This window comes from Pseudomonas sp. Pso3 (assembly GCF_055393275.1).
The window spans coordinates 296,686-318,407 of record NZ_AP043687.1; the positions used below are offsets into that span (position 1 = coordinate 296,686).

Annotated in this window: 23 protein-coding genes; 16 read left to right on the top strand and 7 right to left on the bottom strand. The window is 67.5% G+C overall.

Translation table 11 applies throughout. The features are described 5' to 3' along the window. Positions 1–152 precede the first annotated feature (152 nt). The gene (rnk, locus tag ACZ5R1_RS01400; protein WP_027598166.1) at positions 153–536 is read left to right on the top strand and encodes a nucleoside diphosphate kinase regulator; all 384 of its coding nucleotides are present in this window, start codon (positions 153–155) and stop codon (positions 534–536) included. Here rnk and ACZ5R1_RS01405 read toward each other — a convergent pair. After that, positions 533–811 (bottom strand): hypothetical protein, encoded by a 279-nt coding sequence (locus tag ACZ5R1_RS01405; RefSeq protein ID WP_027600343.1) that lies wholly within the window; start codon positions 809–811, stop codon positions 533–535. The two genes, rnk and ACZ5R1_RS01405, sit on opposite strands and share 4 nt — an antisense overlap. Positions 812–866: 55 nt before the next feature. Between ACZ5R1_RS01405 and ACZ5R1_RS01410 the strand changes: the two genes are divergently transcribed. Both ACZ5R1_RS01410 and ACZ5R1_RS01415 read left to right on the top strand, forming a co-directional pair. Continuing rightward, positions 867–1,853, top strand: coding sequence for a magnesium transporter CorA family protein (locus tag ACZ5R1_RS01410; RefSeq protein WP_007161374.1), 987 nt, complete (start codon positions 867–869; stop codon positions 1,851–1,853). Positions 1,854–1,889: 36 nt separating this feature from the next. Further along, positions 1,890–2,765 (top strand): NAD(P)-dependent oxidoreductase, encoded by an 876-nt coding sequence (locus ACZ5R1_RS01415; protein WP_464712773.1) that lies wholly within the window; start codon positions 1,890–1,892, stop codon positions 2,763–2,765. Positions 2,766–2,911: 146 nt separating this feature from the next. Here the strand turns inward: ACZ5R1_RS01415 and ACZ5R1_RS01420 are convergent, their stop codons facing one another. Further along, a complete protein-coding gene (locus ACZ5R1_RS01420) occupies positions 2,912–3,640 on the bottom strand; it encodes an endo alpha-1,4 polygalactosaminidase (protein ID WP_144961253.1) in 729 nt (242 codons plus the stop codon). 330 nt (positions 3,641–3,970) lie between these two features. Further along, a complete protein-coding gene (gene argH, locus ACZ5R1_RS01425) occupies positions 3,971–5,365 on the bottom strand; it encodes an argininosuccinate lyase (protein WP_115945129.1) in 1,395 nt (464 codons plus the stop codon). A gap of 128 nt (positions 5,366–5,493) precedes the next feature. Between argH and ACZ5R1_RS01430 the strand changes: the two genes are divergently transcribed. From ACZ5R1_RS01430 to ACZ5R1_RS01465, 8 genes are all read left to right on the top strand, one after another. After that, positions 5,494–6,570, top strand: coding sequence for a sensor histidine kinase (locus ACZ5R1_RS01430; protein ID WP_007161370.1), 1,077 nt, complete (start codon positions 5,494–5,496; stop codon positions 6,568–6,570). Positions 6,571–6,574: 4 nt separating this feature from the next. Next, the gene (locus ACZ5R1_RS01435) at positions 6,575–7,321 is read left to right on the top strand and encodes a LytR/AlgR family response regulator transcription factor (protein WP_007161369.1); all 747 of its coding nucleotides are present in this window, start codon (positions 6,575–6,577) and stop codon (positions 7,319–7,321) included. 93 nt (positions 7,322–7,414) lie between these two features. Continuing rightward, on the top strand, positions 7,415–8,353 hold the full coding sequence (hemC, locus tag ACZ5R1_RS01440; RefSeq protein WP_037007646.1) for a hydroxymethylbilane synthase: 939 nt from the start codon (positions 7,415–7,417) through the stop codon (positions 8,351–8,353). Then, positions 8,350–9,108 carry a uroporphyrinogen-III synthase gene (locus tag ACZ5R1_RS01445; protein WP_042135284.1) on the top strand — a complete coding sequence of 253 codons (759 nt, stop codon included), beginning with the start codon at positions 8,350–8,352 and terminating at the stop codon, positions 9,106–9,108. The genes hemC and ACZ5R1_RS01445 overlap by 4 nt, the downstream gene beginning before the upstream one ends. Positions 9,109–9,125: 17 nt before the next feature. Continuing rightward, positions 9,126–10,292, top strand: a complete 1,167-nt coding sequence (locus tag ACZ5R1_RS01450; RefSeq protein WP_042135286.1) for a uroporphyrinogen-III C-methyltransferase — start codon at positions 9,126–9,128, stop codon at positions 10,290–10,292. Beyond that, positions 10,289–11,497, top strand: coding sequence for a heme biosynthesis HemY N-terminal domain-containing protein (locus ACZ5R1_RS01455; RefSeq protein ID WP_027598174.1), 1,209 nt, complete (start codon positions 10,289–10,291; stop codon positions 11,495–11,497). The genes ACZ5R1_RS01450 and ACZ5R1_RS01455 overlap by 4 nt, the downstream gene beginning before the upstream one ends. A 118-nt stretch (positions 11,498–11,615) precedes the next feature. Next, the gene (locus ACZ5R1_RS01460; RefSeq protein WP_042135462.1) at positions 11,616–12,071 is read left to right on the top strand and encodes a disulfide bond formation protein B; all 456 of its coding nucleotides are present in this window, start codon (positions 11,616–11,618) and stop codon (positions 12,069–12,071) included. A gap of 109 nt (positions 12,072–12,180) precedes the next feature. Continuing rightward, positions 12,181–12,657, top strand: coding sequence for an Rsd/AlgQ family anti-sigma factor (locus ACZ5R1_RS01465; RefSeq protein ID WP_007161363.1), 477 nt, complete (start codon positions 12,181–12,183; stop codon positions 12,655–12,657). On the opposite strand, the gene ACZ5R1_RS01470 is transcribed toward ACZ5R1_RS01465, so the two are convergent. Beyond that, positions 12,654–13,118 carry a TIGR02444 family protein gene (locus ACZ5R1_RS01470; protein WP_027598176.1) on the bottom strand — a complete coding sequence of 155 codons (465 nt, stop codon included), beginning with the start codon at positions 13,116–13,118 and terminating at the stop codon, positions 12,654–12,656. The two genes, ACZ5R1_RS01465 and ACZ5R1_RS01470, sit on opposite strands and share 4 nt — an antisense overlap. A gap of 47 nt (positions 13,119–13,165) precedes the next feature. Between ACZ5R1_RS01470 and ACZ5R1_RS01475 the strand changes: the two genes are divergently transcribed. Genes ACZ5R1_RS01475 through ACZ5R1_RS01485 form a run of 3 tightly spaced genes read left to right on the top strand, consistent with a single transcriptional unit; the run spans position 13,166 to position 16,297 of the window. Beyond that, positions 13,166–15,079, top strand: a complete 1,914-nt coding sequence (locus tag ACZ5R1_RS01475) for an ATP-binding cassette domain-containing protein (RefSeq protein WP_007161361.1) — start codon at positions 13,166–13,168, stop codon at positions 15,077–15,079. After that, on the top strand, positions 15,079–15,657 hold the full coding sequence (locus ACZ5R1_RS01480) for a mechanosensitive ion channel family protein (protein WP_027598178.1): 579 nt from the start codon (positions 15,079–15,081) through the stop codon (positions 15,655–15,657). Before ACZ5R1_RS01475 ends, ACZ5R1_RS01480 begins: the two co-directional genes overlap by 1 nt. Positions 15,658–15,661: 4 nt before the next feature. Further along, positions 15,662–16,297: a LysE family transporter gene (locus ACZ5R1_RS01485; protein ID WP_027600338.1), complete on the top strand. Its 636-nt coding sequence runs from the start codon at positions 15,662–15,664 to the stop codon at positions 16,295–16,297. A gap of 8 nt (positions 16,298–16,305) precedes the next feature. On the opposite strand, the gene ACZ5R1_RS01490 is transcribed toward ACZ5R1_RS01485, so the two are convergent. Continuing rightward, positions 16,306–17,070: an SDR family NAD(P)-dependent oxidoreductase gene (locus ACZ5R1_RS01490; protein ID WP_042135289.1), complete on the bottom strand. Its 765-nt coding sequence runs from the start codon at positions 17,068–17,070 to the stop codon at positions 16,306–16,308. Between the two features lie 100 nt (positions 17,071–17,170). On the opposite strand from ACZ5R1_RS01490, the gene ACZ5R1_RS01495 reads away from it, so the two are divergent. After that, the gene (locus ACZ5R1_RS01495) at positions 17,171–17,632 is read left to right on the top strand and encodes a YaiI/YqxD family protein (RefSeq protein ID WP_017639406.1); all 462 of its coding nucleotides are present in this window, start codon (positions 17,171–17,173) and stop codon (positions 17,630–17,632) included. Positions 17,633–17,641: 9 nt separating this feature from the next. Here the strand turns inward: ACZ5R1_RS01495 and ACZ5R1_RS01500 are convergent, their stop codons facing one another. Together ACZ5R1_RS01500 and ACZ5R1_RS01505 are read right to left on the bottom strand one after the other, a co-directional pair. After that, complete coding sequence (locus ACZ5R1_RS01500) at positions 17,642–19,762, bottom strand: putative bifunctional diguanylate cyclase/phosphodiesterase (protein ID WP_081875192.1); 2,121 nt, start codon at positions 19,760–19,762, stop codon at positions 17,642–17,644. A 118-nt stretch (positions 19,763–19,880) separates the two neighbouring features. Continuing rightward, positions 19,881–20,435 carry a DedA family protein gene (locus ACZ5R1_RS01505; RefSeq protein WP_027598182.1) on the bottom strand — a complete coding sequence of 185 codons (555 nt, stop codon included), beginning with the start codon at positions 20,433–20,435 and terminating at the stop codon, positions 19,881–19,883. Positions 20,436–20,698: 263 nt separating this feature from the next. Between ACZ5R1_RS01505 and hemB the strand changes: the two genes are divergently transcribed. Then, positions 20,699–21,721, top strand: a complete 1,023-nt coding sequence (gene hemB, locus ACZ5R1_RS01510; RefSeq protein WP_007161353.1) for a porphobilinogen synthase — start codon at positions 20,699–20,701, stop codon at positions 21,719–21,721. Position 21,722 lies beyond the last annotated feature (1 nt).

The following is a 21,722-nucleotide window of genomic DNA, read 5'->3' on the forward strand; positions in this document are numbered from 1 at the left end:
TGTGCTAGCGTGACCTGACGGCGCCTTTCGAGCGCCGTTTTCTTTTGCCGCCTCAGGCGGCTTCCCGCTGGGCGCCTGCCGCCCGTCATCCCCGGTGGTCCGGCCGCCTCCCGCGGCGGGGATCGCACCGTCTCGTCCTCCAGGAGTCCGCCATGCGCCACGCATCGCCCATTACCGTTTCCGCCGTCGACCTGCCCCGTCTCGAACGCCTGCTCGATGCCCTGCCCGAATTCGGCCCCGTGGCCGAGGCCCTGGACGAGGAACTGGCCCAGGCCCGGGTGGTGGCGCCCGACGAGATCGGCGCGGTTGTGACCATGAATTCGCGCGTACGCTGCCGCGAGACCGATACCGGCAAGGAGTACCAGGTGGTGCTGGTCTATCCGGAGGACGCCGGTGGCGAGGGGCGGGTCTCGGTGCTGGCGCCGGCCGGCAGCGCGCTGCTCGGAGCCACGCCCGGCGAGCACCTGAGCTGGCCGGTGCCGGGTGGCAAGGAGCAGCAGGTGGAGCTGCTGGCGCTGGAGCCGGCCGAGGCCTAGTCGTCCGCGATCTCGGGCAGGTCCGGCAGGGCCCGCAACAGGCGCTCGTAGTGGGCGCCGTCGAAGGGGCGGTCGGCATCGAGCATGGCGGCGATCTCGCAGGACAGCGCCTGGGCCATCAGCAGCACCGCTTCCTCGCGGTCATAGCCGACCAGGGTCAGCTTGTTGAGTACCGCCTGCACATAGCTCGGCTCGCCGGCGGCAAGCTGATTCTCCACCGCTTCGATTAGATGCGAGGAGACAAAGGATTCTTCGTCATCGGCGTGGTCAATCATGTCTGGATACCTTTTGTTACAGTGCGACCCCTGATGCCGGCCTGGAGTCTTCTCGATGATCACCTGCTATCGCCTGTCCGCCGACGAGCTGGTCGCCCAGCCACTGTCGCCGGGAGACCCGCTGCCCGCGGATCTGCTCTGGGTCGATCTGCTCGACCCCAGCGAGGCAGAGGAACGCTATCTCGAACAGGCGCTGGCGATGGACATCCCCACCCGGGAAGAAATCGCCGAGATCGAGGAATCTTCGCGACTCTATCAGACCGACCAGGCCCTGCACCTGACCACCACGGTGGTCAGCGGCTTCAGTGAGCATCAGCCGCAGGCCTCGGTGGTCAATTTCGTGCTGACCCCCGACTGGCTGGTGACGGTGCGCTACGCCGAGCTGGCCGCCTTCAAGGCCTTTCTCGGCAAGGCCCAGCAGCAGGCACGGCAGCACTGTCGCAGCGACGTCATCTTCGCCTCGCTGCTGGACAGCCTGGTGGACCGCGTGGCCGACATCCTCGAATCGGTGCAGGCGCACCTCAATCGCCTGGCCAAGGCGGTGTTTCGCGAACCCCTGGATCCGCAACAGGAAAAGCAGCAGCCCAAGACCGACCTGCAATCCATCGTCAAGCAACTGGGCCGCAGCAACCAGCTGCTGGCGCAGCTCAGCGAGAGCCTGCTGGGCATCAATCGCATCGTCTCCTACCTGCGCCGGGCGGGGGCGACCTGGATCTCCGGCACGGCCAAGACCTGGTTCAAGACGCTGGAACGCGACGTCCGCTCGCTGAGCGACTACCAGGCCAAGATGAACGGCGAGATCGGCTTCCTGCTCGATGCCACCCTGGGCCTGATCAGCGTGGAGCAGAACAACATCGTCAAGGTGTTCACCATCGCCTCGGTGCTGTTCCTGCCGCCGACCCTGGTGGGCACCATCTACGGCATGAACTTCAAGGTCATGCCGGAGCTGGACTGGCATTTCGGCTATCCGCTGGCGCTGGGCGCCATGGTGGTCTCGGCGCTGATTCCCTATGCCTGGTTCAAATTTCGCCGCTGGTTGTAGCCGGCGGCATCCATCGCACCTTGAGGAGGCAAAGCTATGCGTATCGGATTCATCGGCCTGGGCGGCATGGGCCAGGGCATGGCCGCCAATCTGCTCAAGGCCGGTCATGAGGTGGTGGTCTGGAATCGCTCCCCGGAGCCGGTGCAGGGCCTGGTCGCCCAGGGCGCCCGCGCGGCGGCGTCGCCCGCGGAGGCCTTCGAGACCGAGGTGGTCTTCAGCATCCTGGCCAATGACGCGGCCACCCGCGAAGTGATCCTCGACAGCGGCGCCTTGCAGCGGGCGCAGGCCGGGCTGGTCCACGTCAGCATGGCCACCATGTCGGTGGCCCTGGTCGACGAACTGGCCGCGCGCCATACCGAGGCCGGCGTGGGCTACGTGGCGGCGCCGGTGTTCGGGCGTACCGACGTGGCCGCCAGTGGCCAGCTCAACATCGTGGTGGCAGGGGATCCTGAAGCGATCGCGCGGGTCCAGCCACTGCTCGATGTGCTGGGGCGCAAGACCTGGCCGGTGGGCGCGGAGCCGCGGCAGGCCAATGTGGTCAAGATCGCCGGCAACTTCATGATCGCCAGTGCCATCGAGACCATGGGCGAGAGCACCGCCCTGGCGCGCAGCTATGGCGTGGAGCCCGCGGCACTCTTGGAGATCCTCACCAGCACCCTGTTCGCCGCGCCGGTGTACCAGAATTACGGGCGCCTGCTGACCGAGCGAAAGTTCTCGCCGGCGGCCTTCAAGCTCAGCCTGGGACTCAAGGACGTCGGCCTGGCCCTGGCGGCCGGTCAGGAGAAGGCGGTACCGCTACCCTTCGCCAGCGTCCTGAGGGACAACCTGCTGGAGGCCGTCGCTCAGGGCGAAGGCGATCTGGACTGGATCGCGCTGGGGCAGCGGTCACACAAGAAGGCCGGCCTCGACTGAGAGCCCGCTCAAAGTCTGCTGCGCGTCGGCCAAACTACGTTGAAAAGGCCTTCGGAATGCTCATTTACCACTCGTAAACTCCGCTTCCTCAGGCCTTTTCGCCTTGTTTGGCTCTAGCTCGCGAGCCTTTGAATAGGCTCTCGCGGCTACTTGCAGGCGGTGCCCAGCGCCGCCAGCGACAGCGGGTAGAATTGCAGGTTGTAGCCCGAGGTCTTGGCCTGGCTGCAGCGCTTGGTGCTGTAGAGGCCGTAGTCGATGATCATCACCGGCTTCTTCTGGGTGCGGAAGTAGCTGTAGGCGTTGCACTCGGCGTAGTCGTAGCAGCTCTCGTTGAGGGCGAAGTCGAACTTGGTGTAGAGGCTCGGCACCAGGTCGACGGCGTTCTTCAGGCCCACCAGCAGACTGCGCTTGTGCGCCTCGTCGGCCAGCCAGTTGAGGAAATCCAGCTGCTGGGCCCGGGTCAGCTTGAGGCCGTTGGGGTTGCTGAAGCCATCGACGTTGTCCGGGTCCACCCCCTGGCAGCCCTTCTGCACGGCCAGGTCCAGCCGCTTGGCCAGCAGGGCGCGAACGTCGGCGCGACGGATGTCCAGCCAGCGCTCGCCCGGCCAGGCGTCCAGCGCCTTGCCCAGGGCGGCCTTGGGATAGAGGGCGGCGTCGGGCCGCCAGTCTTCCCAGGTGCCGGCGCTGAAATAGCAGATCACCGTCTTCCCATTGCCCTTCAGATTGGCGATCACCGCCTTGCTGGTGTCATAGAGATCGATGTCGTAGAGGGTGCGATTGGGCTTTTGCAGCACGCCGTTCAGCTGGACATGCCAGGTGAGCGTCTGTGGCAGCGGCGGCGGCAGGGCGGCCTGGCTGGAAGCCGCGGCGAACATTCCGCAAAGCAGGAGGGAACAGGCTGAAAGGCGCATGAGACTTGACTCGAACGGCTGGTCAAGCCTCCAGTATCGGCTGCCGGGTCTCCTTCCTGAGCACCAGTCGTCGTACCTATCAACGGCTGGTCGGCGCTCGTTCGACCGGCTTTCAGGCCTCCTGCGCGGAGACCCCTGGCCTAGAGCCCTTGCCGTCGGACCAGGCGCCTGCGGGGCGGTGGAAGGAGCTCTTGCGCCCTTTGGCGCGGCCGATGAGCGGCAGGGGTGGGGTCTTCGGCCGGCGGCGTTCCCGCCCACCCGCGGAGGGGTAGGCGAGAGGCGCAGTGGCAGGCGTTAGCGCTGGGCCAGCAGCGCGCGGCCGCGCTGCACGGCGGCGCGGACCTGGGCCGGGGCGGTACCGCCAATGTGGTCGCGGGCGTTGACCGAGCCTTCCAGGGTCAGGACGGCGAAGACGTCCTGCTCGATCTGGTCGCTGAAGCGCCGCAGTTCGTCCAGGCTCATCTCGGCCAGGTCCTTGCCGCTGTCCACGCCGTACTTGACCGCATGGCCGACGATCTCGTGGCAGTCACGGAAGGGCAGGCCCTTGCGCACCAGGTAGTCGGCGAGATCGGTGGCGGTGGAGAAGCCGCGGCGGGCCGCCTCGCGCATGATCTCGCGCTTGGGCTTGATGGCCGGGACCATGTCGGCGAAGGCGCGCAGGGAGTCGCGCAGGGTGTCGGCGGCGTCGAACAGCGGTTCCTTGTCTTCCTGGTTGTCCTTGTTGTAGGCCAGCGGCTGGCCCTTCATCAGGGTCAGCAGGCCGGTGAGGGCGCCGAACACCCGGCCGGTCTTGCCGCGTACCAGCTCGGGCACGTCGGGGTTCTTCTTCTGCGGCATGATCGAGGAGCCGGTGCAGAAGCGATCGGGCAGGTCGATGAACTGGAACTGGGCGCTGGTCCAGAGCACCAGCTCTTCGGAGAAACGCGACAGGTGCATCATTGCCAGGGAGGCCGCGGCGCAGAATTCGATGGCGAAGTCGCGATCCGAGACGCCGTCCAGGGAGTTGCCGCCGATGGCCTCGAAGCCCAGCAGCTCGCAGGTGACCTGGCGCTGGATGGGGTAGGTGGTGCCGGCCAGCGCCGCGCTGCCCAGGGGCATGCGATTGACGCGCTTGCGGCAGTCGACCAGGCGCTCGTGGTCGCGGGAGAGCATCTCGAACCAGGCCAGCAGGTGGTGACCGAAGGTCACCGGTTGCGCGGTCTGCAGGTGAGTGAAGCCGGGCATGATGGTGTCGGCTTCGGTCTCGGCCAGTTGCAGCAGGCCGGCCTGCAGGCGGTCGAGCTCGACGAGGATGGCATCGATCTCGTCGCGCAGCCAGAGGCGGATGTCGGTGGCCACCTGGTCATTGCGGCTGCGACCGGTGTGCAGCTTCTTGCCGACCACGCCCAGGCGCTCGGTCAGGCGCGCCTCGATGTTCATGTGCACGTCTTCCAGGTCGACGCGCCACTCGAAGGTGCCGGCCTCGATCTCGCCGCGGATCTCGTCCAGTCCGGCGACGATGGCATCGCGCTCGGCTTCGCTGAGCACTCCGGCCTGGGTCAGCATGCGGGCATGGGCCTGGCTGCCGAGGATGTCGTGGCGGTAGAGACGCTTGTCGAAGTCCACCGAGGCGGTGAAGCGGGCGACGAAGGCGTCGACGGGTTCGCTGAAGCGTCCGCCCCAGGACTGGTTGGTTTTTTCGCTGCTCATGGATCGGCCTGCTGCTGGGCTTGTCGGTAAGGAAAGGAGGGGGCCGATGATAGCAGTCCTGAGCGGGTGCCGGCCCGATTCAACGGAGCCGACTTGCCGACGAGTGGTATCTGACCCACACTGCCTCCATGATACTCGAACGCCGCAAAACCCCCCGACCGGTCAAGGTCGACGACTTCTTCGTCCCGGCGCTCTGCGAACCGGAGGCCCTGCTCGTGCTGGTGGTGCTGGCCGAGCTGCTGGTGCTGGTCCTGGTGCTGGCAGAACCCTTCACCCTGCAGTTCAACTGGATCCGCCTGGCGCTGGTGTCGCTGTTCGTGCAGTGGATCGTGCTGCTGTCGGCGGCGCTGCTCTGTCGCCTGCGGCCCTGGCTGGCACGCCATAGACCGGTGGTGGCGGGCGGTTTCTGCTGCGCCATCGTGGTGGCCCTGACCCTGCTCTGCACCCTGGTGGCCGACTGGCTGCAGCTGGCCGGACCGCTACAGCGGGTCGGCGAGGTGCGGCTGTACATGAGGCACGCGCTGATCGCCCTGATCATGTCCATGCTGCTGCTGCGCTACTTCTGGCTGCAGAGCCAGTGGCGCCGCCAGCAGCAGGCCGAATTGCAGGCGCGCATCGAGTCGCTGCAGGCGCGCATCCGCCCGCATTTCCTGTTCAACAGCCTGAACAGCATCGCCAGCCTGGTCGCCCTGGACGCCGACAAGGCCGAGCGCGCGGTGCTGGACCTGTCGGCGCTGTTTCGCGCCAGCCTCGCCCAGCCCGGCACCAAGGTGCGCTGGGTCGAGGAGCTGGAGCTGTCGCGGCGCTATCTGGAGATCGAGCGCCTGCGCCTGGGCGATCGCCTGCAGTTGCAGTGGGACGTGGACGGGGTGCCGGCGGACCTGCCGATTCCCCAGCTGACGCTGCAGCCGCTGCTGGAAAACGCCCTGATCTATGGTGTGGCGCCGCGCATCGAAGGGGGCCTGGTCACCATCTTCGCCACCTACCGGGAGGGGGTGTTCGAGCTGGTCATCAGCAACCCCTATGACCCCGAGGTGGAGCAGCAGCCACGCCCACCCAAGGGCACCCGTCAAGCTTTAAGCAATATCGAGGCGCGATTGACGGCACTTTTCGGACCAGCTGCGAGTCTCAAAATCGAACGCCGCGACCAGCGGCATACAACGTCTCTTCGCTATCCATGCGAGCGACTCATGCGGGAAGCCTGAGCTTATGAATGTCCTGATCGTCGATGACGAACCCTTGGCGCGCGAGCGTCTGGCCCGTCTGGTGGGGCAACTGGACGGTTATACCGCCCTGGAGCCAACAGCCACCAACGGTGAGGAAGCCCTCGCTTTGGTTGAAAACCTCAAGCCCGATATCGTCCTGCTCGACATCCGCATGCCGGGTCTGGACGGTCTGCAGGTGGCCGCGCGTCTCTGCGAGCGCGAATCGCCGCCCGCGGTGATCTTCGTGACCGCCCACGACGAATACGCGCTCGACGCCTTCCAGGTCAGCGCCGTGGGCTATCTGGTCAAGCCGGTGCGGCAGGAGGACCTGGCCGCTGCCCTGAGCAAGGCCCAGCGACCCAACCGGATGCAGCTGGCGGCCCTGACCAAGCCGCCGGCCAGCGGTGGCCCTGGCCCGCGCAGCCATATCAGCGCCCGGACCCGCAAGGGCATCGAGCTGATCCCCCTGGATGACGTGGTCTATTTCATCGCCGACCACAAGTACGTGACCCTGAGACACTCTGGCGGCGAAGTACTGCTGGATGAACCGCTCAAGGCGCTGGAAGACGAATTCGGTGAGCGCTTCGTGCGCATCCACCGCAATGCGCTGGTCTCCCGCGAGCGCATCGAGCGCCTGCAGCGCACGCCCCTGGGCCACTTCCAGTTGTTCCTCAAGGGCATGAACGGCGACGCCCTGACCGTCAGCCGCCGTCATGTGGCCGGTGTGCGCCGCCTGATGCACAGCATCTGACGTCGCTCGCGGGTTGGCGACCGGCGCGCAGCGGGGGAGGGGCGCCGGTCGACCTGCTATCATGGCCGGCAATCTGACGTGCCGGTAATGTCCATGCTCCGCGAAATCCGTATCGCCACGCGCCAGAGTGCCCTGGCACTCTGGCAAGCCGACTATGTGAAAGCCCGCCTCGAAGCGGCCCACCCGGGCTTGCGGGTGAGTCTGCTGCCCATGACCAGTCGCGGCGACAAGCTGCTCGACGCGCCCCTGGCCAAGATCGGCGGCAAGGGTCTGTTCGTCAAGGAACTGGAAAACGCCCTGCTCGACGGCAGCGCCGACATCGCCGTGCACTCCATGAAGGACGTGCCCATGGAATTCCCCGCAGGTCTCGGGCTGTATGCCATCTGCGAGCGGGAAGACCCGCGCGATGCCTTCGTTTCCAATCGCCATTCCGGTCTTGCCGAATTGCCCCAGGGCAGTGTGGTGGGCACCTCCAGCCTGAGGCGTCAGGCCCAGTTGCTGGCCCTGCGCCCGGATCTCGAGATCCGCTTTCTGCGCGGCAACGTCAATACCCGCCTGGCCAAGCTCGATGCCGATGACTATGACGCCATCATCCTGGCCGCGGCCGGGCTGATCCGCCTGGGCTTCGCCGAGCGCATCCGCGAATACCTGACCGTCGAAGACAGCCTGCCGGCGGGCGGCCAGGGCGCCGTGGGCATCGAATGCCGGACCGACGATGCCGAGGTCCATGCGCTGCTCGAACCCCTGCACCATTTCGACACCGAACGCCGCGTCGCCGCCGAGCGCGCCCTGAATCGGCGTCTCAATGGCGGCTGCCAGGTGCCCATCGCCTGCTATGCGGTACAGGAAGGCGAACTGCTCTGGCTGCGCGGCCTGGTCGGCCAGCCCGATGGCGGGCTGCTGCTGCGTGCCGAGGCCCGCGGCCCGCTGAACGACCCGGCCGGGCTGGGCGTGACCGTGGCCGAAGACCTGCTGGCCCAGGGCGCCCAGGGCATTCTCGATGCCGTCTATGGGGTCTCCGGCGCATCATGAGCGCCTGGCGACTGCTGCTGACCCGGCCGGCGGAGGAGAATCCACCCCTGGCCGCCGCCCTGGACACGGCGGGCATCGCCACGGCCAGCCTGCCGCTGCTGGAATTGCAGCCCCTGGCGGAAACCCCCGAACAGCGCTCACTCTGGCTCGATCTCGATCGCTATGCCGCCGTGCTGGTGGTGAGCAAGCCGGCGGCCCGCATGGGCCTCGCCGCCCTCGATCAGTACTGGCCGCAACCGCCGCTGCAGGCCTGGTTCGCCGTGGGCGCGGCCACCGCCGCCGTGCTCGAAGACTATGGACTGCAGGTGCACCATCCCCAGCGTGAGGACAGCGAAGGCCTGCTGGCCCTGCCGGCCTTGCAGGAAGCCCTAGAGCGCCCGGCGCCCGAGGTGCTGCTGCTGCGCGGAGAGGGCGGCCGCGACCTGCTGGTCGACACCCTCACCGCCCGCGGCGCCCGCGTCGAGGTGCTCGAACTCTATCGCCGCCAGTGCCCGGACTACCCCGCAGGGCAGGTCCTAGAGACCCTGGCAGCGGAACGCCTGAATGCCATCATGGTCAGCAGTGGGCAGGGTTTCGCGCATCTGCAGGCCTGTGCGGGTGCGGATTGGCCCGCGGTGCGCCGTTATCCCCTGCTGGTACCCAGCGCCCGTGTGGCCGAACTGGCTCGTGCCAGCGGCTGCGAGCTCATCATCGAGTGCCAGGGCGCCAGCGCCGGCGCCCTGATCGCCGCGCTTGCCCATCACCATCCGGATTGACCCTACAAGGAATTCCCGTGAGCGAAACTCAAGCCCCCCGCGCCGACGACGTCTCTCCCGATCCTGTCGTGACTCCCGCCTCGCCGCCGCCGGCACCCCCACCGGCAAGCGTGCGCCGCAAGGGCTCGGGCAAGGCGTCCGGTCTGGCGCTGCTGGCCCTGCTGGTGGCCGCCGGTGGCCTGGGTGTCGGCGGCTGGAGCGTCTGGCAACTGCAGCAGGTGCGTCAGGCCGAGCAGAGTCAGGCCGCCCAGGCCGAGGATCTGCGAAGCCAGCTGCGCCAGCTGGAAATGCGCAACCAGGCGTTGAGTGCCGATCTGGGCCGCCTGCCCTCGGCCAACGAGCTGGAAGAGCGCCGCCGTCAGCTCGGTGAGCTGCAGGGCGACCAGCAGCACCTCGCCGAACAGTTCAAGGAGGTGGTCGGCCAGAGTCGCCAGGCCTGGCGCCTGACCGAGGCCGAGCACCTGCTGCGCATGGCCACCCTGCGCATGACCGCGCTGCAGGACGTGCCCAGCGCCCAGAATCTGCTGCAGGGTGTCGATGACATCCTCAAGGCCCAGAACGATCCGGCCGCCTTCGCCGCCCGCCAGCAACTGGCCAATGCCCAGCAGACCCTGCGCCAGCTGCCCGACCTGGATCGCACCGGGCAATTCGTCCAGCTGGCATCGCTGCGCAATCAGGTGCAGAGCCTGGAACCCCTGCCGCCACGCTTTTCCACCACCGTGGCCGACCAGCCCGGCGTCGAGAAGGCCGCGGTCCCGCCGAGCAATGCCCTGCAGCAGTGGTGGCAGGATTTCCGCCAGCGCATCTCCAGCTACTTCCGCATCGACTTTTCCGCCGACCAGCCGATTCGTCCGCTGCTGGCCGAGGAATCCCTGGCCCAGGTGCGCCTGGCCATGAGCCTGGCGCTGGAGCAGGCGCAGTGGGCCGTGCTCAATGGCAACCAGGAGGTCTACCGGCTCTCCATCGAGCAGGCCGAAGACGTCCTCGCCGCCCACTTCAACAACCAGAATCCCGACAGCCGTGCGGTCAAGCTGCGCCTGCAGGAGCTGGCCGAACGGCCGGTCACCTTCGAGGCGCCTGACCTGACGCCGGCCCTGACCGCGCTGCAGGCCTACATCGCCCAGCGTCAGCAAATCCAGCCGAACAATGCCGCCGCCGGCGCGGCTCAGGAGAATCGCCCATGAAGCGCCTGTACCTGCTGTTCCTGTTCGCCCTGCTCGTCGGCCTGGGCGTTGCCGTGGTGCTGGCCAAGGAGCCGGGCTACGTGCTGCTGTCCTACAGCAACTTCCGCTACGAATCGAGTCTCTGGGCCTTCCTGGCTCTGCTGGTGGCGGTCTGGCTGGCTCTCTACATTCTCAAGCTGGTGCTGGGCGCCCTCGGCCTGACCGGCAAGGTGCTCAACCCCTGGTCGCGGCACAATCGCCAGCGCCGCCTGGAGCAGGCGCGCCACAAGGGTCAGCTGGAACTGGCCGAAGGCAACTGGAGCGGTGCCCTCAAGCACCTGAAAGGCGCCGCCGAGCACGCCGACCAGCCGCTGTTCGTCCTGCTGGGCGCCGCCCGCGCCGCCAACGAACTGGGCGACCTCGAAGAACGCGACCGCCTGCTGCGCCAGGCCCGCGAGCGCGAGCCCCAGGCCGACCTGGCCATCGGTCTGCAGCAGGCCCGGTTGCAGATCGACCGCGGCCAGTATCTGGAAGCCCGTGACAGCCTGGCGCCGTTGCAGGCCAAGTATCCGAAGAATGGCGAGGTGCTGCTGCAACTGCAGCGCCTGCAGGTGACCCTGCGCGACTGGCCGGCACTGATCGCCCTGCTGCCGCAACTGCGCAAACAGCAGGTGCTGCGCCCCCAGGAGCAGGACGACCTGGAGCGCAAGGTCTGGATCGCGACCCTCGACGAGGTGCCCGCCCAGGGCGCGGAATCGGCGGTGGATGCCCAGTGGCAGCAGGTGCCCACGGCGCTCAAGGGCGATGCCTCGGTGGTGCTGGCCTATGCCCGTCAGCTGCGCGCCATCGGCCGCGACGACCTGGCCGAAGAGGTGCTGCACATCACCCTGAATCGCCAGTGGGACGAGCGCCTGGTCGAGCTCTATGGCCAGCTGCGTCCGCGCGATGCCAGTCGTCCGCTGCACCACGCCGAAGGCTGGCTCAAGGATCGCCCCCAGGATGCGGTGCTGCTGCTGGCCCTGGGCCGGTTGTGCATGAACAACCAGCTGTGGGGCAAGGCGCGCGAATATCTGGAGCGCAGTCTGGCGCAGCGGCCGTCCGCGGTCACCGCCGGCGAACTGGCCAGGGTGGCCATCCAGCTGGGCGATGTGGACCGCAGCCAGCAGCTCCTGCAGAGCCAGTGGCGCGAGTCCGACACCACTTCGCTGCCGACGCCGCGGGTCTGACGGCGCGGCTCGTCTGCCCGGGTCCTTGAAAGGTGCCCGGGCTTTCTCTACCGTAACGTCCCAATTCCCTGTTGGAGACGGCGCGTCCGTGACTAGTCCCCGCTTCATCTTTCTGTTCATGGCCGCCACCTGTGCGGTGCTCATGGGCGTCGGTCTCTATCTCGAACACGTGGTCGGCCTCGAGCCCTGCCCGCTGTGCGTCATGCAACGGATCTTCTTCATCCTGGTCGGGGTGGTGGCGCTGATCGCCGGCATCCAGGCGCCGGGCAAGCGCGGACGACGCATCTATGGCGTGGTCCTGCTGCTGCTGGCCGCCGCCGGCGCCGCCACCGCGGGCCGCCAGGTCTATCTGCAGACGGTCCCGGCGGAAGAGCTGGCGGCCTGCCTGCCGAGCCTCGACTACATGATGCAGGCGCTGCCCTTCCAGGAAATCATCCGCCTGGTCCTGCACGGCACCGCCGACTGCGCCGAGGTCAACTGGACGCTGTTCGGTCTGAGCATCCCGGAATGGAGCCTGCTGGCCTTCGTGCTGCTCATGGCCCTGAGCCTGGTCAAGATCTTCCGCCGTCGCTGAGCTTTCTCCGAGCAACGGCACTCGCCTGGCGAGGCGATGTCGGTATAGTTCCTGATAACAGCCGGGCGCCTGCGCCCGGACCGTCTCGCCCGTATAGAGAGCTGCCGTCATGCTAGAAACCTGCCGCAATGCCCAGGAACGCTGGGGTGGGGTCCACCAGCTGATCGACCGCTGGCTGATTGCCCGCCGCGAGCTGGTGACCGCTTACGAAACCCTGGACATGGAGCCCCTGCTGGGACCGGTGCGCGAGGTCAGCGAACTGGAGCGGCTCTGCGACATGCTGGTCGACTACATGTCCACCGCGCATTTCGAGATCTACGAGCAACTGGTGGCCGAAGCCCGGGAATTCCAGGACGAGCGCGCCATCGAGTTCGCCGACAGCGTCTATCCGCGCCTGCAGGCCCTGACCGACGCCGCTCTGAACTTCAACGACAGATTCGAGCGCGGGGCCTATCGGGACCCGGGTCTGCTGACCATCGAACTCAAGCTGCTGGGCGAAACCCTGCGCGAGCGCTTCGAACTCGAAGACTGCCTGATCGAGGTGCTGCACACCTCGCACCAGCAACCGCGGCTGGCGTCGGTCTAGCCCCGGTTCCCCCGCGCGGCCTCGGCCAGCAGGTCGAGGTCCGCTGCGGCTGCCTCGCGCGGTGCCAGCGCGTGCAGCCAATCCCCCGGGCCCTGTGCCCCGCGACACGGCCAATGGCCCGCGAGTCGTGCCAGACGCGCGAGCTGTTCACGTTCCGCGGCCAATTCCAGTCCCTTGAGCTGCTCCCGCAGGGCCGCCAGGCTCTCGTCCGCGCTGGACGCGGCCTTCCAGGCCTGGCGCAACTGGCGCAGGGGGCGTACCACCGTATCCTGCCAGTGCTGCGAGGCGCGCTGCAGCCGGGCCAGGCCCTCGGCATCCAGGGCGCAGTTGCGGCGATCCAGCCAGAGCGCCGTCAGCACCAGACAGACGTCGGCGCCGGCCTCTTGCAGACGCAAACAGGCGCCTTCCACGCCGGGCCGGGCGTATACTGCCAACGCGAATTCCCACAGGTCCTCTTGCATGTCCGCCTCCCCGTTCGTGGGTGGTGGAGCTGCTACACTCCGCCGCCATGATCCGACTACAGAACCTTACTCTACAGCGTGGTCCCCAGCGTCTGCTCGAAAGCGCTGAACTGACCCTGCATCCCGGCCAGAAAGCCGGTCTGATCGGTGCCAATGGCGCCGGTAAATCCAGTCTCTTCGCCCTGCTGCGCGGGCAGCTCGGGGCCGATGCCGGCGATTGCCACATCCCGGCGGCCTGGCGCATCGCCCACATGCGCCAGGAGGTGGATACCCTGGAGCGGCTGGCGGTGGACTATGTGCTGGACGGCGACATCGACCTGCGCCGCATCCAGCGCGAACTGGCGGCAGCCGAAGCGGCCCAGGACGGCAACGCCCTTGGCCGGCTGCATGCCGACTTCGAGGCCGCCGACGGCTATACCGCCGATGCCCGGGCCCGCAAGCTGCTCGCCGGTCTGGGCTTTACCGCCGCGCAGATGGAGCGCCAGGTCGGCGACTTCTCCGGTGGCTGGCGGATGCGCCTCAACCTGGCCCAGGCGCTGATGTGCCCCTCGGACCTGCTGCTGCTCGACGAACCCACCAACCACCTGGATCTGGACGCCATCCTCTGGCTGGAAGACTGGCTCAAGGGCTATCCCGGCACCCTGATCCTGATCTCCCACGACCGCGACTTCCTCGATGCCGTGGTCGATCATGTGGTGCACCTGGATCAGCAGAAACTCGTGCTCTATCGCGGCGGCTACTCCAGCTTCGAGCGTACTCGCGCCGAGCGCCTGGCGCAGCAGCAGCAGGCCTACGACAAGCAGCAGGCCCAGCGCGCCCACATGGAGAAGTACATCGCCCGCTTCAAGGCCCAGGCCACCAAGGCCCGTCAGGCACAGAGCCGGATCAAGGCCCTGGAACGCTTGGAAGAGCTGGCGCCGGCCCATGTCGATTCGCCCTTCGAATTCGTCTTCCGCGAGGCGGACAAGCTGTCCAGTCCGTTGCTCGACCTGGCCGAAGGCCGACTCGGCTACGGCGAGACCACCATCCTGCACCCGGTCAAGCTGCAGCTGACGCCAGGCGCCCGCATCGGCCTGCTCGGCCCCAACGGTGCCGGCAAGTCGACCCTGATCAAGACCCTGGCCGCCGAACTCGAACCCCTTGGCGGCCGGCTGCAGCGCGGCGAGAACCTGGCCATCGGCTACTTCGCCCAGCACCAGCTCGATTCGCTGGACGCCAAGGCCAGTCCCTTGCTGCACCTGCAACGCATCGCCCCCGGCGAGCGCGAACAGAGCCTGCGCGACTTCCTCGGCGGCTTCGATTTCCGCGGTCCGCGCTGCGACGAGGCGGTGCTGAATTTCTCCGGTGGCGAGAAGGCGCGCCTGGCCCTGGCGCTGATCGCCTGGCAGAAGCCCAATCTGCTGCTGCTGGACGAACCCACCAACCACCTGGACCTGGACATGCGCCTGGCCCTGACCCTGGCCCTGCAGGAATTCGCCGGGGCGGTGCTGGTGGTTTCCCACGATCGTCATCTGCTCAAGAGCACCACCGACGAATTCCTGCTGGTGGCCGATGGCAAGGTGCAGGCCTTCGACGGCGATCTGGACGACTACAGCCGCTGGCTGGTGGACTTCCGCGCCCGCCAGGAGCCGGGCCTCGCCGCCGGTGAGGGCGCCGCGGTCGACAAGACCGATCGCAAGGCCCAGCGCCAGGCCGCTGCCGCCCTGCGACAGCAGCTGGCACCGCTGAAGAAGGCCGCCGACAAGCTGGAAGCCGAGCTGGGCAAGCTGCAGGAAAGGCTCGCCGCCCTGGAAGCCCGTCTGGGTGACAGCGGCCTCTATGACGCCGCGCGCAAGGAAGAACTGCGCCAGGCGCTGGCCGACCAGGCCGCGGCCAAGACCCGCGAAGCCGAGCTGGAAGAGCAGTGGCTGGAGGCCCTGGAACGGCTGGAAAGCCTGCAAGCCGAACTCGAGGGGGCCTGATGACCGAGTGGCTGCACACCTGGCTGCCGGGGTGGGGCGACTACCTGCTGGTGGCCGGCCAGGTCGCCCTGGTACTGCTGATCGGCTATGTGCTGCAGCGCATCGTGGCCCGCGCCGTCACCGGCCTGGGCGAACGCTATCCGCTGCCGCCGCAGATCGTACTCGGCCTGCGCGGCACCCTGCGCTGGCTGATTATGGGCAGTGCCATCCTCATGGCCCTGGAGCGCTTCGGGGTGTCCGCAGCGGTGCTCTGGACGGCCATTTCCGGTTTCGTCGCCGTGGCCGCGGTGGCCTTCTTCGCCATCTGGAGCGTGCTCTCCAACCTGTTCTGCGCGGTGCTGATCTTTACCGTCGGCCCCTTCCGCCTGGGCGATCGCATCGAGGTGCTGGACGCCTCGGACAAACCCGGCATCAAGGGCCGGGTGGTGGCGATCAACATGCTCTTCGTGACCCTGCAGGAACTGGACGACAACCAGGAAGGCGCCCTGGTGCAGATTCCCAACACCCAGTTCTTCCAGAAGTCGGTCCGTCGCTGGCGCGATGCCGACGGCTCCTTCGATTTCCATCTCGACAGGTGAACCCATGAGTCTGCAGGTCTGGACCGGTTTCTTCATTGCCTGCTGGATGATCAGTCTCTCGCCCGGAGCCGGGGCGATCGCCTCCATGAGCGCCGGCGTGACCCTGGGCTTCCGCCGCGGCTACTGGACGGCCATCGGTCTGCAGCTGGGACTGGCGCTGCAGATCGCCATCGTTGCCGTGGGCGTCGGCGCCCTGCTGGCGACCTCGCAGCTGGCCTTCACCCTGATCAAGTGGTTCGGTGTGGCCTATCTCGCCTACCTGGCGCTCCGCCAGTGGCGCGCGGCGCCCATGGATCTGGGTGAACAGGTGGTCGGCGAGCGTCTGCCACCGCGGATCGGCGCCCTGGTCATGCGCGGTTTCCTGGTCAACGTCAGCAATCCCAAGGCGCTGATCTTCATGCTCGCGGTGCTGCCGCAATTCGTCGATCCCCATGCGCCCCTGACCGCGCAGTACCTGATCATCGGGGCGACCATGGTCAGTGTCGACCTGATCGTGATGGCGGGCTACACCGGGCTGGCTGCCCGGGTGCTGACCCTGCTGCGCACCCCGCGCCAGCAGCGCATCACCAACCGGGTATTCGCCAGCCTGTTCCTCGCGGCGGCCGCGTTGCTGTCCACGGTGCGCCGCGCCGCGGTCTGAAGCCGGGGCTACCAGACCACCGACTGCCCCTGCCAATCCCAGAAACTGCCGGTCTCGGCCGGCGTACGGGCGGCCAGCACCGCCAGCAGGCGCTCTGCCGCGTAGGCGGGCGTGAACAGCTTGTCCGCCGGCACCCGCGCCTGGAAGGGCCGGGACAACGCCGTGTCCGTGGTGCCGGGATGCAGGGCCAGCACGCAGCTCTGGGGATTGAGCCGGGTCAGCTCGATGCTGGCGCAGCGCAGCCCCTGATTCAGCGCCGCCTTGGCCATCCGATAGCCATACCAGCCACCCAGCTGGTTGTCGCCGATGGAGCCGACCCGCGCTGACAGCGCCGCGATCTGACAGGGATGCTGGCCCTTGAGCAGTGGCGTCAGCTGGCGGATCAGCAGCAGCGGCAGCACGGCATTGGCCAGATAGCTTTCCAGCAGCCCGGCCTGATCCACCTGCGCCAGACTCTTCTCGGCGCGCGCCCGTTCGCCCTGCAGCAGCCCCGAGGCGCACAGCAGCAGATCCAGGCGGGGCGTCTCGTCCGCCAGCCGGGCTGCCAGATCGGTAGTGGTCAGCGGATCGACGTCGAGGCGGCGCAGGCGTGGGCCATGCTGCCGCTCCAGCGCGGCCAGGCCGTCATGCGTGTCGGCGTGGCGCGCGCAGGCCCAGACCCGCGCGACGTCATCGCGTGCCAGCAGCTGTTCGCACAGGGCCAGGCCGAGGCCGCCGGTGGCGCCATACACCAGGGCCTGGGCGGGCTGCGCCAGGCGTTGCCAGAAAGTCATGGGGGACTCCAGTCAGGTCGCTATCCCTGTCCGACCGCGCCGCTGCGCTGGGGTGCGCCGGCGTAGCGCGGTATCCTGGGCTTTTGCCGGAGAAATTCCCGTGATCCTGTGGATCGATGCCGATGCCTGTCCACGCGCCGCCAAGGAGCTGGTCTGCAAGTTCGCTCTCAAGCGCAAGCTGGAGGTGGTGCTGGTGGCGGGGCAGCCGCAGATCAAGCCGCCCTTCGCCTGTGTCCGCTTGGTGGTGGTCCCCAGTGGCCCCGACGCCGCCGACGACCACCTGGTCGAGCAGGCTCAGCCGGGTGACCTGGTGATCTGCAGCGACATTCCCCTGGCCGATCGGCTGGTTAAGAAGGGCGTGGCCGCGCTGGATCCGCGTGGTCAGGAATTCGACGAGCGCAACATGGGGCAGCGGCTGGCCATGCGCAATCTGATGACCGATCTGCGCGACCAGGGACAGATGGGCGGGGGCCAGGCCGGCTACGGCGAGCGTGATCGCCAGGCCTTCGCCAACGCCCTGGACCGGCTGATCACCCGCCTCCAGCGCAGCGCCGCCGGCTAGGGCGGCCTGCTAGGCGGGCACGGCGGCGAGGGCGGGTTGCTGCAGCCAGGTACGCAGCTGCGGCAACGGCATGGGCCGGCCGAACAGATAGCCCTGCATGAAGTTGCAGCCGTTGGCCTGCAGGAACTGGCGTTGCTCGCTGGTTTCCACCCCCTCGGCGACCACATTGAGGCCCAGCTTGTGCGCCATGGCGATGATCGCCGCGGCGATGGCCATGTCGTTGCTCTGCTTGGGGATGGTGCGGACGAAGGCGCGATCGACCTTGAGCGAATCCACCGGCAGCCGGCTCAGGTAGGCCAGCGACGAGTAGCCACTGCCGAAATCGTCGATGGATACCCGCACGCCCAGGGTCCGGATCTCGCCGAGCACCTCGACCGCCACGTTGAGGCTGTGCATCAAGGCGTTCTCGGTCACCTCGAGAATCAGCGCCGAGGCCGGCAGATCTTCGGCCTGCAGCGCCCGGGCGATGGACTGGGGCAGGAGGCGATCGCTCAGATTGAGCGCCGAGCAATTCACCGAGACGCGCAGAGCCGCGTGACCTTCGCGGTGCAGCTGGGCGAGGTCCGCGCAGGCCTGGCGCATGACCCAGCCATCCAGGTCGGCGATCAACCCGGTTTCCTCGGCGACGCGGACGAAGCGCTCGGGACTCAGCGGACCCAGGACCGGATGCTGCCAGCGGACCAGGGCTTCCAGGGCCACCGGCGCACCGGCGGGGTCGACGATGGGTTGGTAGGCCACGTGCAGGCCGCCCTGGGCTAGAGCCTGGCGCAGGTCCATCTCCAGGCTCAGCAGGTCGTCGGCGTCGCGCTGGAGTTCGGTGGTGAATCTCTGGCTGCGATTGCGCCCGCTGCGCTTGCAATGGCCGACCGCGAGGCCAGCGCTGCGCAGCAGCTGGCCGGCGTTGGCGCCGTCCTGGGGATAGTGGGCGATGCCCAGGCTGAAGGTCATGGCAATGCGCTGCCCGGCCAGCTCGAAGGGCGGTCGCAACTGCTCCAGCAGGCGCATGGCCAGGGGCTGGCTGTCGCCGCGCTGGCCGAGCGGCAGCAGCAGGCTGAACTCGTCGCCGGCATAGCGGGCCAGCGGCAGGTCGTCATCGAGCACCGCGCGGATCCGCTGCGCCATCTGGATCAGCAGTTCATCGCCAAGGGCATGGCCGAGGCTGTCGTTGATGCGCTTGAAGTGATCGATGTCCAGCATCAGCAGGGCGAACTGCTCACCGGTGCGCGCCTGGCCGATGGCCCGATCGACGGTCTGGATGAAGCTGCCGCCATTGAGCAGGTGGGTGAGGGGATCGTGCAGGGTGATCTGGTCGAGGGTGGTCGAGACCCGCTCCAGCCGCAGGCGCTGGGCATTGAAGCGTTCGCCGGCCCAGGCGGCGAGCAGGCCGACCATGATGATGAACAGGGTGCCGAGGGCGATGCCCATGCCCAGTTCCAGGTGCTGATTGGCTTCCGCCAGGCCGCCGGGTTCGAAACCGATAGGCACGGCGAGGGTGAGGGCGGCCATGCCGGTGAAGTGCATGGAGACGATGGCGAAACCCAGGACCAGACTGCCCAGCAGGCGCAGCCAGAAGGTCCTGAGGCCGGTCCTGCCGCGCAGGCGGAAGGCCAGCAGCAGCGCGCCCAGGGAGGCGAGGCTGGCGACCACCACCGAAACCACCACCAGCAGGGGATCATAGAGCTGCACGGCCACCGACTGCATGGCCAGCATGCCGGTGTAGTGCATGGTCGCGATGCCCAGGCCGGCGGCGAGGGCGGCGAGCCCGTATTGCGGTGCGGTCAGGGACTCGCGCCCGATCAGGTGCATGACCGTATAGGACACGGCGATGGCGATCAGCAGCGAGGCCAGGGTCTGCAGGGGCGCATAGTGCACATGGATGCCGATCTTGAACGACAGCATGGCGAGGAAGTGCATCGACCAGATGCCCCCGCCCAGGGCGACGGCACCGATCAGCTTGGCCAGCTCGCTGCCGCGGCGGGAGCGACTGTTGGTCACCCAGTCGGCCATGGCCAGGGCGGTGTAGCCGGCGGCGCTGGCGATCAGGTACGACAGGACCACGAGCAGACTTTCGTACTCGTTGGCAGCCAGGATCTGATGGCCGGGAGGCAGCAGGGTGGAGAAGTTCAGCATGCTCAATCGCCAGCGTGCACACGAGGTTTTGGGAGGGGTTGCTGCTCAGGGCATCGGCAGCAGCAGCCGGGCCTTTAATCCATTCGATGGACGTAGCGGGTGAGGAGCTGCCCGGCCGTCAGGCTTTGGGCGTGCGGCTGCGACGCCACAGCCAGAGCAACAGACCGATCACCACCAGACCGCCCAGCACCATCAGTTCATACCGCTTGAGATTGCCCAGCACCCCTTCGAGGACGGCGCCGAAGTGATAGGCGGCATAACCCAGCACCGTGGCCCAGACGATGGCACCGATGCCGTTGAGGATCAGATAGCGCGCTGGCGGATAGCCCGACAGGCCGATCGCCACCGGCATCACCGTGCGCAGGCCGTAGACGAAGCGAAAGCTCAGTACCCAGAGGTCCGGATGGCGCCGGATGTGCGCCAGCGCCTTTTCGCCGGCGGCTTCCCACTTGGGTTTGCGTGCCAGCAGCTTGCGCCCGTGGCGTCGGCCGAGGAAATACCAGAGCTGATCGCCGGCGTAGCTGCCGCAGAAGGCGACCAGGATGACGGTCTGGATGTTCATGTAGTCGCGGAAGGCCAGGAAGCCGGCCAACACCAGAATGGTTTCGCCCTCGAAAAAGGTGCCGAGAAAAAGGGCGAAATAGCCGAAATCATGGAGGAATTGTTGGAGCATTCGGCGCTACACGAGATGAATAAAGATGGCGCAGCCTACCCCGGTTGGCGTCTGGAAAGAAAGTGTGACGGACTTCCGTCCGCCGGGCGCCAGACGGTCAGGCAGGGATTTCACTGCGACCCTGTGTCACGCCGGGTCCAGCCGGCGTCTGCCTTGGATAGGACCTATAGGCACTCCATATTGTCATCTGCTGTTACCAATCGGTCATGATTGTGGCCTATAACCCATCACACTGACCCGTGATCCGGGTCTGGGAGTCGATCGTGAGTTTTACCCCCATCAACCGTAGCTACCCTGCCACTCGCATGCGCCGTCAGCGCCGCGACGAGTTTTCCCGTCGCCTGATGCGCGAGCATGTGCTGACGGTGGATGACCTGATCCTGCCGGTATTCGTGCTCGATGGCGAAGGCCGCCGCGAGGCGATCCCCTCGATGCCCGGCGTCGAGCGGCTGTCCATCGACCTGCTGCTGGAAGAGGCCGCCGAGCTGGTGGCGCTGGGAATTCCCGCGGTCGCCCTGTTCCCGGTCACCCCCACCGAGCGCAAGTCGCTGGACGGCGCCGAGGCCTACAACCCGGACGGGATCGCCCAGCGCGCCACCCGCGCCCTGCGCGAGCATTTCCCCGAGCTGGGGGTGATCACCGACGTGGCCCTGGATCCCTTCACCACCCACGGCCAGGACGGCATCCTCGACGAGCGCGGCTACGTGCTCAACGACGTCTCGGTCGAGGTGCTGGTCAAGCAGGCGCTGTCCCATGCCGCTGCCGGGGCCCAGGTGATCGCCCCCTCGGACATGATGGACGGTCGCATCGGCGCCATCCGCGCGGCCCTGGAAGACGCCGGTTATCACAACGTGCAGATCATGGCCTACTCGGCCAAGTACGCCAGCGCCTACTATGGGCCGTTCCGCGACGCCGTCGGCTCGGCCGCCAATCTGGGCAAGGGCAACAAGGCCACCTACCAGATGGATCCGGGCAACAGCGACGAGGCGCTGCACGAGATCGCCGGCGACCTGGCCGAGGGCGCCGACTCGGTGATGGTCAAGCCGGGCATGCCCTACCTAGACATCGTCCGCCGGGTCCGTGAGGAATTCCGCGTGCCGACCTTCGTGTACCAGGTGAGCGGCGAGTACGCCATGCACATGGCCGCGATCCAGAACGGCTGGCTGTCCGACGCCGTCATCCTCGAATCGCTCTTGGCCTTCAAGCGTGCTGGGGCCAACGGCATCCTCACCTATTTCGCCAAACGCGCCGCCCAACAACTTCGCCAGGGGCCTTCGCGTTCCTAAG

Bases quoted from the DNA above. Each gene is read 5' to 3' on its own strand.
- ACZ5R1_RS01460 (WP_042135462.1), top strand. From the start codon at position 11,616: ATGGCCGCCACCTGTGCGGTGCTCATGGGCGTCGGTCTCTATCTCGAA.
- ACZ5R1_RS01435 (WP_007161369.1), top strand. From the start codon at position 6,575: ATGAATGTCCTGATCGTCGATGACGAACCCTTGGCGCGCGAGCGTCTG.
- ACZ5R1_RS01490 (WP_042135289.1), bottom strand. From the start codon at position 17,070: ATGACTTTCTGGCAACGCCTGGCGCAGCCCGCCCAGGCCCTGGTGTAT.
- ACZ5R1_RS01470 (WP_027598176.1), bottom strand. From the start codon at position 13,118: ATGCAAGAGGACCTGTGGGAATTCGCGTTGGCAGTATACGCCCGGCCC.
- ACZ5R1_RS01500 (WP_081875192.1), bottom strand. From the start codon at position 19,762: ATGCTGAACTTCTCCACCCTGCTGCCTCCCGGCCATCAGATCCTGGCT.
- ACZ5R1_RS01465 (WP_007161363.1), top strand. From the start codon at position 12,181: ATGCTAGAAACCTGCCGCAATGCCCAGGAACGCTGGGGTGGGGTCCAC.
- rnk (WP_027598166.1), top strand. From the start codon at position 153: ATGCGCCACGCATCGCCCATTACCGTTTCCGCCGTCGACCTGCCCCGT.
- hemC (WP_037007646.1), top strand. From the start codon at position 7,415: ATGCTCCGCGAAATCCGTATCGCCACGCGCCAGAGTGCCCTGGCACTC.
- ACZ5R1_RS01430 (WP_007161370.1), top strand. From the start codon at position 5,494: ATGATACTCGAACGCCGCAAAACCCCCCGACCGGTCAAGGTCGACGAC.
- ACZ5R1_RS01455 (WP_027598174.1), top strand. From the start codon at position 10,289: ATGAAGCGCCTGTACCTGCTGTTCCTGTTCGCCCTGCTCGTCGGCCTG.
- ACZ5R1_RS01410 (WP_007161374.1), top strand. From the start codon at position 867: ATGATCACCTGCTATCGCCTGTCCGCCGACGAGCTGGTCGCCCAGCCA.
- ACZ5R1_RS01485 (WP_027600338.1), top strand. From the start codon at position 15,662: ATGAGTCTGCAGGTCTGGACCGGTTTCTTCATTGCCTGCTGGATGATC.
- ACZ5R1_RS01505 (WP_027598182.1), bottom strand. From the start codon at position 20,435: ATGCTCCAACAATTCCTCCATGATTTCGGCTATTTCGCCCTTTTTCTC.
- argH (WP_115945129.1), bottom strand. From the start codon at position 5,365: ATGAGCAGCGAAAAAACCAACCAGTCCTGGGGCGGACGCTTCAGCGAA.
- ACZ5R1_RS01405 (WP_027600343.1), bottom strand. From the start codon at position 811: ATGATTGACCACGCCGATGACGAAGAATCCTTTGTCTCCTCGCATCTA.
- ACZ5R1_RS01475 (WP_007161361.1), top strand. From the start codon at position 13,166: ATGATCCGACTACAGAACCTTACTCTACAGCGTGGTCCCCAGCGTCTG.
- ACZ5R1_RS01415 (WP_464712773.1), top strand. From the start codon at position 1,890: ATGCGTATCGGATTCATCGGCCTGGGCGGCATGGGCCAGGGCATGGCC.
- ACZ5R1_RS01420 (WP_144961253.1), bottom strand. From the start codon at position 3,640: ATGTTCGCCGCGGCTTCCAGCCAGGCCGCCCTGCCGCCGCCGCTGCCA.
- ACZ5R1_RS01445 (WP_042135284.1), top strand. From the start codon at position 8,350: ATGAGCGCCTGGCGACTGCTGCTGACCCGGCCGGCGGAGGAGAATCCA.
- ACZ5R1_RS01480 (WP_027598178.1), top strand. From the start codon at position 15,079: ATGACCGAGTGGCTGCACACCTGGCTGCCGGGGTGGGGCGACTACCTG.